We start from the raw sequence: 16,774 nt of genomic DNA on the forward strand, positions 1-16,774 counted from the left end.
CAACCTTAAAACATCTCGAAATATTCGCGGTGCTCCCAGTCTGACACTTCGGCCTGGAAGCGCTCGATCTCCGCATTCTTGATGTGGAGGTAATAGTCGACAAAGCCCGCGCCGAATTTTTCGCGGAAGAACGTGTCGGCCTTCAGCGCATCCAGCGCCTCGCGCAAAGTCTTCGGCAGTGCGGGTGCTTTTGTCTCGTACGGCGTGTCGGCGGGCGGAGGCGGCTCAAGCGCGCGATCGATGCCGTCGAGACCCGCGAGGACCTGCGAGGCCATATAGAGATAGGGATTGGCGGCGGGTTCGCCGATGCGGTTTTCCAGCCGCGTTGCAGGATCATTGGCGCCGCCAAGCATACGCACCATCACGCCGCGGTTGTCGCGGCCCCAGATCGCGCGGTCCGGCGCCAGCGAATAGGCGCGGTATCGCTTGTAACCGTTGATCGTTGGCGTCGCGAACACCGCGGACGCGCGCGCGTGCTGCAGGAGCCCAGCGAGATACTGACGGCCGAGCGTGCTCAATGGCGCATCGGCTTCTTTGCCCATGAAGGCGTTCTCGCCACCATCGCGCGAGACGATCGACTGATGCAGATGCCAGCCGGACGCGAACACGTTCGGAAGTTTCGGCCGGCACATGAAAGTGGCGTGATAGCCGTGACGTCGCGCGATCTGCTTCACGGCGCTGCGAAACAGCACCATGGTGTCGGCGGGCTCGAGCCCCTTGGTCGGCTTGAAGGTGAATTCGCACTGGCTCGGGCCGAACTCGACTTCGACCGAACGAAGCGGCAGGTTGAGCGCAAGAATGTCGCGCCGGATCAGATCGAGCACGGGCGCCATCTGGTCATAGCGCTGCTCAGTCAGATACTGATAGCCATGCGACAGCAGGCTGACGTCCGGCGGCTGGCCGGGCTGGCCTGCATCTTCCGGCGACATCTTTGCATCTTCGAGCTTGAAGACGTGGAACTCGACCTCAAGGCCTGCGACAAAACCGAGACCGCGTTGTCCGAGCTGGTCCAGAACTTTCCGGAACAGATGCCGGGTCGCGAACGGCACCACGCGCCCATCGGCAAAGTACACATCGCACAACAGCCAGCCGCTCTCGGGCGCCCACGGCAAGATGCGAAAGGTCGTGGGGTCGGCGACCATGAGAACGTCGGCCGCGCCTTCCATCTCCGGCATGCCGAAGCCGCCACCCGTGGTGAATACCGGAAACACCGTGCGGTGCGCGGTGTCCTTGGCGAACATCGTCGTGGTGATGGTGCAGCCGCTTTCCAGCGACGCCAGCGCTTCGCTGGCGACCAGCGTCTTGCCGCGCAGGATGCCGTGCTGATCGGGAAACGAAAGCCGGATGGTCTCTAACTTTTGTTCCTCGACGATGCGGCGTAGGCGCGTTGCCGCTTCTTTCTGCTCGGCACTCCAAAGGCCGTGACGCTCGACGAAACTCACGGCGCAGTCATCCCTTGCTCTCCGTCATTGCGAGGAGCGTAGCGACGAAGCAATCCAGAATCCCTTGCGTCCCGGAAACGCTGGATTGCTTCGCTTCGCTCGCAATGACAACTGGATGGATTCATCACACCACCCTCAGGTGCGGCACGGCGTCGGCGATCTCTTCCGGCACCGGCGCGGCCCAGGGCGCGCCACGGCGGCGCTTGACGTCGACTTCCATCCAGAAGGTTTCCCAGCCGCGCGTCGGCCCGATGCCGTCCATCGTCGCCGGGCCCTGAATGCTCCGGGCGTGCGACGCGTCGAGGAACATGAACGGCTTCTCGCCTTTGCTGGCTTTTTCGATCTCCTGACGCAGCAGGCGGCGATACTGCACGATCGCCTTGTCGGCGGTGCCGAGATGCTCGCGGGTGCGATCCTGGATCGGGCCCATCGACTCCACCGCCCACTGGTCGTGCACGTTGATGTCGGTGCCCATGCCGGTATAGGTCGCGGTCTGCTGCTCGTGCGGGTCGAAGCCGTAGTCGTTCGCCTTGTTCTTGCGCGAGACGTAATCCGGCAGCTCATAGAGTTCGAGGCGCTGCTCGCGCATCTTCTGCTTGTCGACAGGCGCAGCGTAAGACGTGAAGATCGCATACCAGTAGCAATTCTCGTCATCGACCGGCACATGCCACTGCGTGATCGTCATCTCCGTGTTCATGGGGATGACGAAGGCGTGTGGGAAAAGCTGGTTGGTGACTCGCACATGCGTGCGCTCGTCGTCGATCTCGCGCAGCGCGATCAGCCGCAGGCCATATTCGGTCTGCTCGACATTGATGATCGGCCGATCGTATTCGCGCAGGATTTTCGTCATCGGCAGGTCGGTGCCGGCGGACGCGCCGCGGAATTGTTTCCCATAGCCCGCGGAGGTGTCCTCGTCCTCGAAGAAGCGATGCAGGAACGAGGCGTGCGATGGATCGATGCCGACTTCAAGCGCCTGCAGCCAGTTGCAGCCGATGTGCCCCTTGAACGCGAAGGTGTGGCTGCCGGGCGCGACGAAGCAGTCGATTTCAGGAAAGGCTGGCGGTTCGCCTTCGCCCAGATAAGCCCAGAGGATGCCGCCTTTCTCGACCACGGGATAAGCGCGCTGCCTAATGCCCTGGCAGAGTTTCGAGCCCACAGGTTCAGCCGGCGTCTCCAGGCATTGGCCGGATGAATCGAACAGCCAGCCATGGAAGGCGCAACGCAAGCCGCCATGTTCGAGCCGGCCGAAGGCCAAATCCGCTCCGCGATGCGCGCAGTGGCGCTCGATCAGGCCGTAGCCTCCTTGCGCGTCGCGAAAGAGAACAAGGTCTTCGCCGAGCAGCTTCACCGGCCGTACGGGACGTGGTCCTTCGAGCTCATCGAGCAGCGCCGCCGGCTGCCAGTACATCCGCATCAGCTTGCCGCAGGGGTCCTTCGGGCCGGTGCGTGTGATCAGGTCGTTCTGTTCCTGGCTCATCATGGCGCGTCACCTCACCCTAAAAAGGCTTGCGATGGAAGGCGGTCGAAGCGTATTGTTCGTCTATTGAACAAATGTTCAATTATCGTAAACACGACATTAGAACTTGGCAAGGGTCTTTCATGGTCAAGCCGAAGCGTACCGACAGGCGACCCGACGGCGAGCCCCGCGCCACCGATTTCGTCGAAAGCCTCGACCGCGGTTTGCGGTTGTTGCAGGCCTTCGGCGAACGCTCGTCACCGATGACGCTGAGTGAAATCGCCGCTCTTGCTGGTCTGCCGCGCGCCACGGCGCGGCGCATCCTCTTGACGCTCGCCCATGGCGGCTACGTCGCGAGCGATGGCAGGCTGTTCGCGCCGACGCCGCATGTGCTGACGCTTGCGGGTAGCTATCTGCGCTCGAACCAGATCGTTGCGGTGCTGCAGCCGGTGCTGGACGAGATCGCGATATCTGCGCAAGAGATCGGTTCGCTCGCGGTGCTCGATGGCGACGACGTCGTGTTCATCGCGCGCGGCAGCCCGACGCGAATCTTTTCAGGCGGCGTCGATATCGGCTATCGCTTGCCCGCTTTCTGCACGGCGGTCGGCCGCGTGCTGCTCGGCCGGCTCGGCGATGCCGAATTGAAAACGCGTTTGGGCGCAATGAATCGCGAGGCGCTGACGCCGCAAACGGTGACGGATCCGAAGCGCCTGCTCTCAGCCATTACCGCCGACCGTGTCCGCGGCTATTCGCTGGTCGATCGCGAGGCCGAGCCGCATTTCCGTTCCATCGCCGTCCCGGTCAAACGCTACGACGGCGCTGTCGTCGCTGCGATCAATATCGGCGCCCATGTCGATCGCATCTCGACCGACGAGATGATCAAGCGTTTCCTGCCCCTGTTGCGCGAGCAGGCAGCGAATGTCACGCAAAGGTTGGTCTGAAGACCGCAGGGTGGCTGCGGCAAGGCGGCAACCGACGTCAAATCCGCAACAACGGCAGCGCTGATCTGCTAGGATTGCTGCGAAGGAATCCGGCGGATGGTTAATCTCGGACCCGAGCGCAGGCTGGCCGCGGTGGTTGCCGCTGACATGGTTGGCTTCAGTCGGCTCATGGAGGTCGACGAGGCGGGCACGCTCGCACGCCTCAAGACCCATCGGATTGAGCTGATCGATCCGGCCATTGCGAAGAATCGCGGACGCATCATCAAGACAACCGGCGACGGCATGTTGCTGGAGTTTCAAAGTGTCGTCGACGCCGTCACATGCGCCGCCGAGATCCAGCGTCGCATGGCGCGACGGAACGCGGACGTCGCGCCGGCGCGGATGATCCAATTCCGTATCGGCATCAATCTGGGCGATGTGATCGTCGATGGCGACGATATCTTTGGCGATGGCGTCAATATCGCGGCGCGCCTGGAAACGCTCGCTGAACCCGGCGGCATCTGCGTCTCCGCCGCTGTATGCGATCAAGTCGGTGGCCGGCTGGAAGACATTCTCTTCGAGGATCTCGGCGATCAGCAGGTCAAGAATATCGCGCGGCCGATCCGCGTTTTCCGGATACGGCTCGAGCAAGGCGCCGCTACCGCGCCGGAGCACGCAAATAACGCCGCAGCAGCCACGGCATCCTCGAAGAAGCCGTCGATCGCCGTGCTGCCGCTCGTCAATATGAGCGGCGATTCCGAGCAGGAGTTTTTCGCGGACGGTCTCACCGAGGACATCATCACGGAGCTGTCGCGCTTCCACGATCTGCTCGTGATCTCGCGCAATTCCGCCTTCGTGCACAAGGGCAAGGCGGTCAAGGTGCAGGACGTCGCGCGTGAGTTCGGCGTCGACTACGTGCTCGAGGGGAGCGTACGGAAGGCTGGTGGCCGTATCCGCGTCACCGTCCAGCTCATCGATGCCGAAACCGACCGGCACATCTGGGCCGAACGCTACGATCGCGAGCTCGAGGATATCTTCGCCATTCAGGATGAGATCACGCGCGCGATCGTCGCGACATTGCAGGGGCGCGTCGAGGCGGCGACGCATGACCGCGCGAAACGCAAGCCTACCGACAACATGATCGCCTACGAGTGCGTGCTGGCCGCCAAGGTGCTGCATCACCGATCGAGGCAAGCCGATAACGAGCAGGCGCTGGCCTTGCTCGACCGCGCCATCGCGCTCGATCCGAACTACGCCCATGCGCACGCCTGGAAAGCCTGCGTGCTGGGCCAGCAATGGGTTCACGGCTGGTGCGCGGATCGCGATGCGACCTTTCGAGAGGTTGCCGCTGAACTGGAAGTCTCGCTCGCGCTGGATGATAATGACAGCGACGTGCACCGGGTTTTCGCTGCGGTGAATCTGAATCGCGACGATCACGACAAGGCCGCGTATCATCAGGAGCGGGCGCTGACGCTCAATCCCAACTACGATCTTGTCGTCGTGCAGCAGGGCGAGCTGCTGACGTGGCTGGGACGGCCGGAGGAGGGGATTGACTGGATCAAGAAGGCGATGCGCCTCAATCCCTATCACCCCGAGCGCTTCTGGAGCCATCTCGGCCGTGCCTGCTACTGCGCCGAAAAATACGCGGAGGCCGCCGAAGCCTTCTCGCGGCTCACTCAGCCCGACCACACGCATCATGCCTTCATGGCCGCCACATTCGCGCAAATGGGCAACGCGGTTGCCGCCGCGGCGCACGCCGCGGAAGTGCTGAAACGCGAACCAAAATTCTCGGTGGCGACGTATCTTCGCACCCAGCACTACAAGCACGAGCACGACCGCAAACGGCACGAGACTGGCCTGCTCAAGGCCGGCCTGCCGGCGTGATTGGAAACCGCGACTTAAACCGCGACGCTCCGCAAGCCAAACGATCGCGCTTCACTTTGCAGCACCGGCCTCACGGTATCGATCAGACGCGCGGCGGCGGCATCGACCGAAAGGCCGGCGGTATCGACCACGGCCGAGGCGCGTGCGTAAAGCGGCTCGCGGCTGGAAAGGATGTTGCGCAACTCCGCCATCGCCGAACGATCGTCGGCCATCGGACGCAGGTCGCCTTGTTTGCGCACGCGCGCCATGTGCTCTTCCGGTTCGGCCTTCAGCCAGATCGTGTAGAACGATGACAGGATGAGATCGAAGGTCACCGGTTCGGAAACGATGCCGCCGCCGGTCGCAAGCACCGTCAGCTCCTTGCTCGCCAGCAGTTGCGTCAGTGCGGCCTGTTCGAGCCGCCGGAAACCTTCCTGGCCGTAAAGCGCGATGATCTCGGCGACGGAAAGACCGTTCTGCGTCTCGATCTCCTTGTTCAACTCGACGAAATTCCAGCCGATTTTTTTGGCGAGCAGTTTGCCGAGCGTCGACTTGCCGGCGCCGCGCAGGCCAATCAGCGCAATGCCGGCAAACGAAGCGCGCTGTGAAGATGCGCCGTGGCCGGCGAGGACGTCTTTGGCCTGCGTAATCTGAGCAGGCGTCGCTTTGCGCAGGAGATCGCGGATGACAGCCCAATCCGGCGACGGTTCGGCGGTCGGAATGAGATCTTCAAGGTGCGCGCCCATCGCGTGCGACACGCGGCGCAGCAGCACGATCGAGACGTTGCCGCGGCCAGCCTCCAGCTGGGCGATGTAGCGTTCGGAAATGCCGGAGACCTTGGCCAGCACCTTGCGCGACATGCCGCGCAGCGCACGCATGGTGCGCACCCGCTGGCCAAGCTGTTCGAGGAATCCGGTTTCGGGATCGCTGGTTTCGGTCATGAACCCCGGGGGCGAAGAACTGCTTATCGATAGTCGTAGACAGGAAACATAATGCCGGAGAGGATTGACAGCAAGCGCACACAGTGCCTTTCTATGCATTATAATTCTTAAAAGCTGGGGATGATGCGCGGTCCTGCGCGCGTTCGTCCGGCGCGAGGGAGCTTTCGGGGAAGCGGCATGAGCGAAACATCCGGCGCTTACAATGCGGTGACCTATCTGCTCGACCGCAACATCGACGAGGGGCGCGCCAACAAGCTCGCCTATACCGACACGGTTTCCGAACTGACCTATGGCGAATTGCAGCGGCAGAGCTGCCGCGTCGCCAATTTGCTGCGCCGGCTCGGCGTCCGCCGCGAAGAGCGCGTCGCGATGATCATGCTCGACACGGTGGATTTCCCTTCCGTGTTTCTCGGCGCGATCCGCGCCGGCATCGTGCCGGTGCCGCTCAACACGCTCCTAACGTCCGATCAATATGCCTACATCCTCGCCGATTGCCGCGCGCGGGTGTTGTTCGTGTCTGAAGCGCTCTATCCAGCCGTCAAAGACATCGTCGGGCGCATGAACGATCTCGAATGCGTCGTCGTCTCCGGCAAGAATGCGTTCGGCCACAAATTGCTGTCGGAAGAACTCAAGGGCGAGAGCGATACCTGTGCGACCGCCGCGACGCATCCGGACGAGCCGGCCTTCTGGCTCTATTCGTCGGGTTCGACCGGCATGCCGAAGGGCGTGCGGCATCTGCATTCCAATCTCGCCGCCACCGCCGAGACCTACGCCAAGCAGGTGCTCGGCATCCGCGAGGACGACGTGTGCCTGTCGGCGGCGAAGCTGTTTTTCGCTTACGGTCTCGGCAACGCGCTGACTTTTCCGATGTCGGTCGGCGCCACCACGGTGCTGAACTCCGAGCGCCCGACGCCGGCTGTGATGTTCGCGCTGATGAACAAGTATCATCCCAGCATCTTCTACGGCGTGCCCACTTTATTTGCCGCGATGCTGAACGATGAATCTCTCAAATCCCAAGGGGGCGGAAAAAGCCTGCGCGTCTGCACCTCGGCGGGCGAAGCGCTGCCTGAATCCGTCGGCAATGCCTGGAAAGCGCGCTTCGGCGTCGACATTCTCGACGGCGTCGGCTCGACGGAGCTGTTGCACATCTTCCTGTCGAACGCGCCCGGCGATATCAGATACGGCTCCTCGGGACGTCCGGTGCCCGGTTATCAGGTGCGGCTCGTCAACGAGGCGGGCGCAGATGTGTCGGACGGCGAGGTGGGCGAACTGCTGGTCGATGCGCCGTCCGCGGGCGAAGGGTACTGGAATCAGCGCAGCAAGAGCCGGCGAACGTTTGAGGGACACTGGACGCGCACCGGCGACAAATACATTCGCGACGCCGACGGGCGCTACACTTTCTGCGGCCGCAGCGACGATATGTTCAAGGTGTCCGGCATCTGGGTCTCGCCATTCGAGGTCGAGAGCGCATTGATCACGCATCCTGCGGTGCTCGAAGCCGCCGTGGTGCCCGAGGCGGACAGCGAAGGCCTGCTCAAGCCGAAAGCGTTCGTGGTGTTGCGCACCGAGGCGAACAAGGCTGGTCTCGACGAGGCGCTGAAGGACTACGTCAAGCAGAAGATCGGCGTCTGGAAATACCCGCGCTGGATCGAGACCGTCGAAGCCTTGCCGAAAACCGCAACCGGCAAGATCCAGCGGTTCAAGTTGCGGGATGACGCGAAGTGACTTTGTCTTCCTCCGGCTTCCTGCGCATCGGCGACAACGATCTCGAATATCGCATGATCGGGCCGCAGCCTTCGGAGGCCCCGACCATCGTGATGTTGCATGAGGGCCTGGGCTCGGCGGCGATGTGGGGCGACTTCCCGGATCGTCTGCAGGCCTCAACCGGCATGGGAGTCTTCGTCTATTCGCGCGCCGGCTATGGCGCCTCGACGCCTGTCACGCTGCCGCGCCCGCTCGACTATATGACCCGCGAAGCGCTCGACGTGCTTCCCGCACTGCTTGACGCGATCGGCTTTCAGCGCGGCGTGTTGCTCGGCCATTCCGACGGCGCATCGATCGCGGCGATCTATGCCGGGGCTACAGGCGATCACCGTCTGCGCGGCGTCGTGCTGATCGCGCCGCACTTCGTCGTCGAAGACGTGTCGGTCGCCTCGATCGCCGAAATCAAGACGCTCTATGAGACGACGGATTTGCGCGCCAAACTGGCGCGCTGGCACCGCAACGTCGACAATGCTTTCTATGGCTGGAATGGCGCCTGGCTTGACCCCGACTTTCGTCGATGGGACATCAGCGACTATCTCGCCTATGTCCGTATTCCCATCGCAATCCTGCAAGGTGAAGCGGACCAATATGGGACAATTCGCCAGGTCGAGATTGCGAAGGAGGAATGTTATTGTCCGGTCGATGTGACGTTAATTCCGCGATGCGGACACTCGCCGCATCGTGAGGCGACTGAACTGACGCTGGCAACAGTCTCAGAGTTCGTCAGGCGTATTTTGATTTTGCATGAAGGCTCGGGTATCCGGGCCGCCTAAGTTTTTGAACGCGTGGTTCTGATCAATGAATATGACGTCTTCGACCGCGGCGCATTTGCCGCTGCCCGGCTGGGCCTACGTGCCCGGCGAAATCGCAGATTCCGAACCCGATCATGAGACGCTTGCGCGCGCGAAGGCGCTGGTGCCGTCGCAATTCTTCGGGCACGTGCCGACCCGGCATCCCGCGCTCCGCTACGGGATGGCGCTGAACGACGCCGGGTATTTCTGGGAATCCCAGCAGGTGCTGGAAACCGTGTGGGCGGCCGCGCCGCAAGGCGGGCGTGAGCGCATTCTGCTGCGCGCCTGCATCCAGGTTGCGGGCGCCAATCTGAAACTGCGGATGCAAAAGGCCAACGCCACCGCGCGGCTGTGGACCGAGGCGCTGGCGGCGATCAACGAACTCTTGGCGCGCCGATCGCCCTCGGTCGGCGATGGCTTTGCCGACCGTTTTCCCGCGGCTCAACTGGCAAGGCTCCTGAAAGCCCGCCTGTCGCAGGCCTCGCTCTCCAAGGCCGACTGGATCGCCCTCGGTTCCCTGGCCTGAGCCTTGGCCTCATATGCATAAAAATGCAGAATTTTGGTCTGCTATTCTCTAGACCTGCCCGGTAACATGCACTATTGTGCATACAACCGTTAACAAGTGATGCCTCAGGGATGGCCCATGGCCGGTGACGAACGCGTTCTCGCAAACGGCGCGAGCTTTATCGATTTCCAGACCGATCCGTCGCGCTACCGGCACTGGAAGCTTGCCGTCGATGGCGATGTCGCGACGCTGACGATGGACGTCGACGAGAACGGCGGCCTGTTCGAAGGCTATCAGCTCAAGCTGAATTCCTACGACCTTGGTGTCGATATCGAACTCGCCGACGCCGTGCAGCGGCTGCGCTTCGAGCATCCGGATGTGAAGGTCGTGATCCTGCGCTCGGGCAAGAACCGCGTGTTCTGCGCCGGCGCCAATATCCGCATGCTGGCCGGTTCAACGCATGCGCATAAGGTCAACTTCTGCAAGTTCACCAACGAAACGCGCAACGGCTTCGAGGATTCGTCGGAAAATTCCGGCCAGCGCTTCATCACCGTCGTCAACGGCACAGCGGCCGGCGGCGGCTATGAACTCGCGCTCGCGACCGATCACATCATCCTCGCCGACGACGGTTCTGCGGCCGTCGCGCTTCCCGAAGTGCCGCTGCTCGCCGTGTTGCCTGGCACCGGCGGGCTGACGCGCGTTGTCGACAAGCGCAAGGTGCGCCGCGATCACGCCGACTATTTCTGCACCATCGAGGAAGGCATCAAGGGCAAGCGCGCGGTCGCCTGGCGTCTGGTCGACGAGATCGTGCCGAACAGCAAGCTCGAAGCCAGGGTCGCCGAGCGCGCCAAGGAGTTCGCGAGCGCCTCCAAACGCAATGGCAATGGCAAAGGCATCGCGCTGACGCCGCTGTCGCGCAAGATCGACGACACGACTATTCGTTATGGCTCCGTCAGCGTCGAGATCGACCGCACGGCCCGCATCGCCACCATCTCGATATCAGCGCCGGAGCAAGCGCCGCCCGCCGACATCGACGGCATGATTGGGCAAGGCGCATCGTTCTGGCCGCTGCAGGTTGCGCGCGAGCTTGATGATGCGATCCTTCACTTGCGCATCAACGAGCTTCAGATGGCCATGCTGGTCTTCAAGTCGCATGGTGAGCCGGCAAACGTGCTCGCTTATGACAATTTCCTCGAAGCCCACAAGGCGCACTGGCTGGTCAACGAGATCAGGCAATACTGGAAGCGGGTGCTGAAGCGCATCGACGTCACCTCGCGCACGCTGGTGGCCCTCGTCGAGCCCGGTTCCTGTTTTGCCGGCACGCTCGCCGAACTCGTATTCGCCGCCGACCGCTCCTACATGCTGATCGGCTCGCGCCAGGGCGACAACCGTCCGCCGCCGTCGCTGCAGCTGTCGGCGCTGAATTTCGGCGCCTATCCCATGAGCCATGGGCTGACGCGATTGGAATCGCGCTTTCAGGCCAATCCTTCCGATCTCGAGCGTGCGCGCGAGAAGATCGGCGAGGCGCTCGATGCCGAAGAGGCCGAAGCGATGGGCCTTGTGACGTTTGCGCTCGACGACATCGACTGGGACGACGAGGTGCGCGTGTTCCTCGAGGAGCGCGCCAGCTTTTCGCCGGATGGACTCACCGGCATGGAAGCGAATTTGCGCTTCGTCGGGCCGGAGACCATGGAATCGAAAATCTTCTCGCGCCTCACCGCCTGGCAGAACTGGATCTTCCAGCGCCCCAACGCGGTCGGCGAGGAGGGCGCATTGCGCCGCTACGGCACCGGTGAGAGGCCGCAGTTCGATACGACGAGAGTTTGACTTCGTGTCCCGGGCGCGGCGCGGCACATCGGTGACGCGCTGCAGAACCGGGACCCACTGGAATTTATAGGTCCCGGCTCTGCGACGCACCGCGATGCGCTGCATCGCGTCCGGGACACGAGATGGAGGAGCACGCCATGAACGTCAACATCATGAATGTCGATTATTCGACCAAGATTCCGAACAATGTGAATCTCAGCGAAGACCGTCAGGTGCTGAAAGCGCTGGAAGGCTGGCACCCCGGTTACATGAACTGGTGGGGCGACATGGGGCCGGAAGGCTTCCAGCAGTCGCTGGTGTATCTGCGCACCGCTTACTCCGTCGATCCGCGCGGCTGGGCCAAGTTCGACTACGTCAAGATGCCCGACTACCGCTGGGGCATTTTGCTGGCGCCGCAGGAAGAAAACCGCGTCGTTCCCTTCGGCGAACATTTTGGCGAGCCTGCGTGGCAGGAAGTGCCGGGCGAATATCGCGCGATGTTGCGGCGGCTGATCGTGATCCAGGGCGACACCGAGCCTGCATCCGTCGAGCAGCAGCGCCATCTCGGCAAGACCGCGCCTTCGCTCTACGACCTTCGCAATCTGTTCCAGGTCAACGTCGAGGAGGGCCGCCATCTCTGGGCGATGGTTTATCTCTTGCAGAAATATTTCGGCCGCGATGGCCGCGAGGAAGCCGACGAGTTGCTGCGCCGCCGCTCCGGCGATGCTGATGCGCCGCGCATGCTCGGGGCCTTCAACGAGGCGACGCCGGACTGGCTGTCGTTCTTCATGTTCACCTACTTCACCGACCGCGATGGCAAGATGCAGCTGCACTCGCTCGCGCAATCCGGCTTCGATCCGCTGTCGCGCACCTGCCGCTTCATGCTGACCGAAGAAGCCCATCACATGTTCGTCGGCGAGACCGGCATCACGCGCGTGGTGCAGCGGACGTGCGATGCGATGAAGGACGCCGGCATTACCGATCCCACCGACATCGCCAAGGTGCGCGCACTCGGAGTGATCGATCTGCCGACCATCCAGAAGAAACTGAACCTGCATTACTCGCTGTCGCTCGATCTCTTTGGCTCGGAAGTCTCGACCAATGCAGCCAATGCCTTCAACGCCGGCATCAAGGGCCGCTATCACGAGACCCAGATCCAGGACGATCACCGCCTGACCAACGACACCTATCCGGTGCTCAAGCTCGTCGACGGCAAGATCACGCGCGTCGACGAGCCGGCGCTGACCGCGCTCAACATGCGCCTGCGCGACGACTACACGCAGGACTGCGTCAAGGGCCTGCTGCGCTGGAACAAGGTGATCTCGACATCAGGCTACGATTTCAAGCTGACCTTGCCGAACGTCGCCTTCCACCGCGCCATCGGCGAATTCAAGGACATCCACGCCACGCCCGACGGCGTCCTGATTGACGATGCTACCTGGGCCGCGAAAAAGGGCGCGTGGCTGCCGTCGACGGAAGACGGTGGCTTCATCGCTTCGCTGATGAAGCCGGTGACGGCGATTGGCGAGTTTGCGTCCTGGATCTCGCCGCCCAAGGTCGGCATCAACAACAAGCCCGGCGATTTTGAGTACGTGAAGATCGAGACTTGAGCAGAACCTTCTTGCCTTCTCCCCTTGCGGGAGAAGGTGTCGCGCGAATAGCGCGACGGATGAGGGGGCTCTTTCCTTGCAAACAACCCCTCACCCAACCGCGCCTTTGTCTTGCAGCGGAGTTGCCCTCTCCCGCCAGGGGAGAGGGCGCAATAATAAGCATCTGATCAACTATCCCAGCCGCCGCCCTCGATGTCGGATTTGCCGCAGATGCGGCCGACGGCCGCAGGGTACCGACAATGCCGCAATTTGATTTGTAGACGGGCGGTGCAAGCCGGCCTCGCGGCATGCTATGATCAAAGAAAAAGCTGTCTCGCAAAAGCGACGCTGGAGGAATGCGATGATCTTCACGGGCACGACGGCGGCTGGCGAAACCATCACCTACCACGACGGCAAACGCTATCTCTGGTTCCTCTCGTTCGTTCCGCCGCTGGTCCCGCTGCTGTCCTACTGGCTCTATCTCAGGACGCAGAATCCGCTGGTGACCCTCATTCCCTTTGTCTTCATTTTCGGCCTGATCCCGCTGCTCGATGTCCTGATCGGCGAAGACACGCACAATCCGCCGGCGGAAGTGGTCGCTGCCATGGAAGCCGATCCCTATTATCTGCGACTTGCGCGCTTCTCCGTGATTTTCCCGTGGGTGAACTACGTCGCTTTGATTGCCTTCTTCGGCACGCAGGACCTGCCGTGGTGGTCCTACGTCGTGCTGCTGCTCGGCGTCGGCACCATAGACGGCGGCACACTGCTGGTTGGGCATGAACTCGGCCACAAGCCTGACCGGCTCAATCGCTTCTTCGGCCTTCTTGCCAACAATGCGGTCGGTTACGCCCACTTCCGCATCGAGCACAATCGCGGTCATCACACCTGGGTCGCGACACCCGAGGACCCCGCCAGCGCGCGCTTCGGAGAATCGATCTATGCTTTCGCATGCCGCGAACTGCCCGGAGCGGCCAAGCGCGCTTGGCGCAACGAGGCCGAACGGCGGACCAAGCGTGGCGAGCGCGTTTGGTCAATCAATAACGAGATCCTGCAGGGCTTTGCGCTCACACTCGTCGCCGCCGCTGCGCTGATTGCCCTGTTCGGCTGGAAGGTCGCACCGTTCATCGTCGCCCATCATTTCCTCGGCTGGTACGCGCTCACCCAGGCCAACTACGTCGAGCATTATGGGTTGTTGCGCGAGAAGCTGCCGAACGGCCGCTACCAGGCGGTCGAGCCTCGCCACTCCTGGAACACCAACCATATCGTCTCGAACTTGATGACGCTTCACCTGCAACGTCATTCGGACCATCACGCCAACCCGATGCGGCCCTATCAGTCGCTACGCGATTTCGACGATATCCCGCGCCTGCCGAACGGCTACACCGGCATGTTCGGGCTTGCGGCGATCCCGCCGCTGTGGTTCCGCGTCATGGACCCGAAAGCGCTGGCCTGGGCGGGCGGCGACATCAGCAAGCTGAATCTGCGCGATGGCGTTTTGCCGAGCGGCGGCTTGGCGGCGAACAGCTGAGAACGTGTCATCCTGCGATCTCGAGCCCTGCGCTCGCGTAAACCACGCCGCCATCGATCGCAATGGCGTTGCCCACCACATAGTCGCCGGCACGCGCCGCGAGAAAGATCGCAAGTCCCGCCATGTCTTCGTCGGTGCCGATGCGCCCGGCCGGAATGCGCTTCGACAGCACGTCGCCATGGTCGCGCGCGGCGCGGTTCATGTCGGAGGCGAACGCACCCGGCGCAATCGCGGTGACGTTGATGTGCTCGTTGATCAGCTTGGTCGCCATGCGCCGTGTGAGATGGATGACCGCGGCCTTGCTCGCGGCGTAGGAGTAGGTCTCCATCGGGTTGATGAAAATGCCGTCGATCGAGGCGATGTTGATCACCTTGGCCGGCCGCTCGGCGCTTGCCGCGGCGCGTAGCGGCTTGTGCAACGCCTTGGTCAGGAAGAACAGCGACTTGACATTGAGGTTCATCACCTTGTCCCAGCCGCTCTCGGGAAATTCGTCGAACTCGGCGCCCCAGGCGGCGCCCGCATTGTTGACGAGGATATCGAGTTTGGGCTCGCGCTTCATGACCTCGGTGGCGAGCAACTCGCAGCCGGCATTGGTGGAAATGTCGATCGGCAGCGCGATGCACTCGCCGTCATAGGCCTTGGTCAATTCCTTCGCGGTCTCCTCGCAAGGTCCTGCCTTGCGCGCGGTGATGTAGACCTTGGCGGCGCCCTGGCTGAGGAATCCCGCGGCAATCATCTTGCCGATGCCGCGCGATCCGCCGGTCACCAATGCGACACGGCCATCAAGCGAGAACAGGTCGGTAAACATGGCTAGCGTCCCTCCATTGGCTGCGGACAAGTTTCTGGGCGCGGCCCCCAGGCGAGTCAAGAATGGAGGCGCGTCGCAGGCGCCTTTTGAGGGAGACGAAGGCCGCCAATGGGTTGCGAGCGTTTACCGCGCGCCGGCGCGGATGTTGCGCCTGCACCACACTCCCACGGTAATTGTCTTGCCCACCGATCCGCACAGCGCCGCCAATTGACCTGCGAACGTCCCTTGGGATTAGCTGGCGTTTTATTTCTATCTGTTTCTGGGTGGGGGCACTCATGAAAGCGATTTTCATTCTCGCTGGCCTCGTGGTCGGCATCGCCGTGTTGGCATCTCCTGCATTGGCGCAGGTCGCGCCTGTCTCGGGCGCGGAAGCCGGGCACCTGACGGCAGCCGGCACCGGCGCCATCCGGGAGGTGAGTGCCGGCCGGCGGCACTACGAATATTATAAGGATTTTTGCAAGGTTATCGAACGTGCCTCGCAAACCCTGATCGAGATCAGGGCGGCCTCCGATCGAGCCTTCCTCGCCTCTGATTTCAGCGGTAATTCAGAGGCGATACAGAAGACACAGCGGGCCTATTCCAAGAGCTTCGATAAGCTCGCCGACGAATTGCAATCGACGCTGAATCAATGGGTCTCGTACTACAACGATCCCCGATGCGATCCGCCGTATAATTCTCGTGTCAGCCTACCGAAGGAATGGACCGCACTGTCCGTCGGCACTTACCTCATCGCCATCAACCGCGCCAAGGAAGAGATCGTCGAGACGTCACGCGCCACGGGCGACAAGACGAACTCGTTTGCCCCGGTTGGCGATCCGCAAGGGTTCGGAGTGCAGGCGACCTACCTGTTCGCGCCTTGGAATAATGCGTTGCGTGTCGGTCCCTTTGCGTCGGTCGATGTGATGCATCAGACGGTCAATCAGAATTTTACGGGTGGCCAATTCCTGGGAACGACGACCCATTGGCTCGCCACCGCCGGCGGCAAGTTCGGCGGCGTGGTGACGCCGGATGTTTTCCTTTACGGCCTTGCCGGCGTCAGCTGGTTGAACCGAAACCTGAATGTCAATTTCGCAAGCGCCGCATCCAGCACCGTCAACACGCCGGGTTTCACGGCAGGTCTCGGCGGCGAATGGCATCCGCGCTCATGGCAGCTCGCCGGGCACCCGGTGACGCTGTTTGCGCAGTATCAGCATACGTGGTGGGAGACGGCGAATTTCTACGCTCCCGCCTCATCGCCCGCATTCAACTACGCGTTCACGCGCGGCGACGACACTGTGAAGTTTGGTGTGAACTTCTATTTCGGAGGGGCTCCGGCGACGCCGGACTATCCGGTGAAGGCTCCGATCACGAAGTAGGCGCTC

General features: G+C 62.3%; 13 protein-coding genes. 9 read left to right on the forward strand and 4 right to left on the reverse strand.

Going from position 1 to position 16,774, the window contains the following annotated elements; all coding sequences use genetic code 11:
* Positions 1-5 precede the first annotated feature (5 nt).
* Both VFB05_RS27730 and VFB05_RS27735 read right to left on the reverse strand, forming a co-directional pair.
* Positions 6-1,442: a glutamine synthetase family protein gene (locus VFB05_RS27730; RefSeq protein ID WP_325018456.1), complete on the reverse strand. Its 1,437-nt coding sequence runs from the start codon at positions 1,440-1,442 to the stop codon at positions 6-8.
* 124 nt (positions 1,443-1,566) lie between these two features.
* Entirely contained in the window at positions 1,567-2,922 is a 1,356-nt protein-coding gene (locus VFB05_RS27735) for an aromatic ring-hydroxylating dioxygenase subunit alpha (protein ID WP_325018458.1), read from the reverse strand.
* 119 nt (positions 2,923-3,041) lie between these two features.
* Here VFB05_RS27735 and VFB05_RS27740 point away from each other — a divergent pair, with 119 nt between their 5' ends.
* Positions 3,042-3,839, forward strand: a complete 798-nt coding sequence (locus VFB05_RS27740; RefSeq protein ID WP_325018460.1) for an IclR family transcriptional regulator domain-containing protein — start codon at positions 3,042-3,044, stop codon at positions 3,837-3,839.
* 96 nt (positions 3,840-3,935) lie between these two features.
* Positions 3,936-5,702: an adenylate/guanylate cyclase domain-containing protein gene (locus VFB05_RS27745; RefSeq protein ID WP_325018462.1), complete on the forward strand. Its 1,767-nt coding sequence runs from the start codon at positions 3,936-3,938 to the stop codon at positions 5,700-5,702.
* Between the two features lie 14 nt (positions 5,703-5,716).
* Here the strand turns inward: VFB05_RS27745 and VFB05_RS27750 are convergent, their stop codons facing one another.
* Positions 5,717-6,622, reverse strand: coding sequence for a helix-turn-helix transcriptional regulator (locus tag VFB05_RS27750; RefSeq protein WP_325018465.1), 906 nt, complete (start codon positions 6,620-6,622; stop codon positions 5,717-5,719).
* Positions 6,623-6,799: 177 nt separating this feature from the next.
* On the opposite strand from VFB05_RS27750, the gene VFB05_RS27755 reads away from it, so the two are divergent.
* The 6 genes from VFB05_RS27755 to VFB05_RS27780 all read left to right on the forward strand — a co-directional run bounded on the left by VFB05_RS27755 (position 6,800) and on the right by VFB05_RS27780 (position 14,605).
* Positions 6,800-8,347, forward strand: a complete 1,548-nt coding sequence (locus tag VFB05_RS27755) for a benzoate-CoA ligase family protein (protein WP_325018466.1) — start codon at positions 6,800-6,802, stop codon at positions 8,345-8,347.
* Positions 8,344-9,159 carry an alpha/beta hydrolase gene (locus VFB05_RS27760; protein WP_325018468.1) on the forward strand — a complete coding sequence of 272 codons (816 nt, stop codon included), beginning with the start codon at positions 8,344-8,346 and terminating at the stop codon, positions 9,157-9,159. The genes VFB05_RS27755 and VFB05_RS27760 overlap by 4 nt, the downstream gene beginning before the upstream one ends.
* Positions 9,160-9,184: 25 nt before the next feature.
* Positions 9,185-9,703, forward strand: coding sequence for a DUF309 domain-containing protein (locus VFB05_RS27765; protein WP_325018471.1), 519 nt, complete (start codon positions 9,185-9,187; stop codon positions 9,701-9,703).
* A 117-nt stretch (positions 9,704-9,820) separates the two neighbouring features.
* Entirely contained in the window at positions 9,821-11,509 is a 1,689-nt protein-coding gene (gene boxC, locus VFB05_RS27770; protein WP_325018473.1) for a 2,3-epoxybenzoyl-CoA dihydrolase, read from the forward strand.
* A 137-nt stretch (positions 11,510-11,646) separates the two neighbouring features.
* Positions 11,647-13,098: a benzoyl-CoA 2,3-epoxidase subunit BoxB gene (boxB, locus tag VFB05_RS27775; protein ID WP_325018475.1), complete on the forward strand. Its 1,452-nt coding sequence runs from the start codon at positions 11,647-11,649 to the stop codon at positions 13,096-13,098.
* Positions 13,099-13,438: 340 nt separating this feature from the next.
* Positions 13,439-14,605: an alkane 1-monooxygenase gene (locus VFB05_RS27780; RefSeq protein WP_325018477.1), complete on the forward strand. Its 1,167-nt coding sequence runs from the start codon at positions 13,439-13,441 to the stop codon at positions 14,603-14,605.
* Positions 14,606-14,612: 7 nt separating this feature from the next.
* On the opposite strand, the gene VFB05_RS27785 is transcribed toward VFB05_RS27780, so the two are convergent.
* Positions 14,613-15,413, reverse strand: a complete 801-nt coding sequence (locus VFB05_RS27785) for an SDR family NAD(P)-dependent oxidoreductase (protein ID WP_325018479.1) — start codon at positions 15,411-15,413, stop codon at positions 14,613-14,615.
* 275 nt (positions 15,414-15,688) lie between these two features.
* Between VFB05_RS27785 and VFB05_RS27790 the strand changes: the two genes are divergently transcribed.
* On the forward strand, positions 15,689-16,768 hold the full coding sequence (locus tag VFB05_RS27790; protein WP_325018481.1) for a hypothetical protein: 1,080 nt from the start codon (positions 15,689-15,691) through the stop codon (positions 16,766-16,768).
* Positions 16,769-16,774 lie beyond the last annotated feature (6 nt).

Origin of the sequence: Bradyrhizobium sp. (assembly GCF_035652035.1) — a bacterium.
Taxonomy (GTDB): domain Bacteria; phylum Pseudomonadota; class Alphaproteobacteria; order Rhizobiales; family Xanthobacteraceae; genus Bradyrhizobium.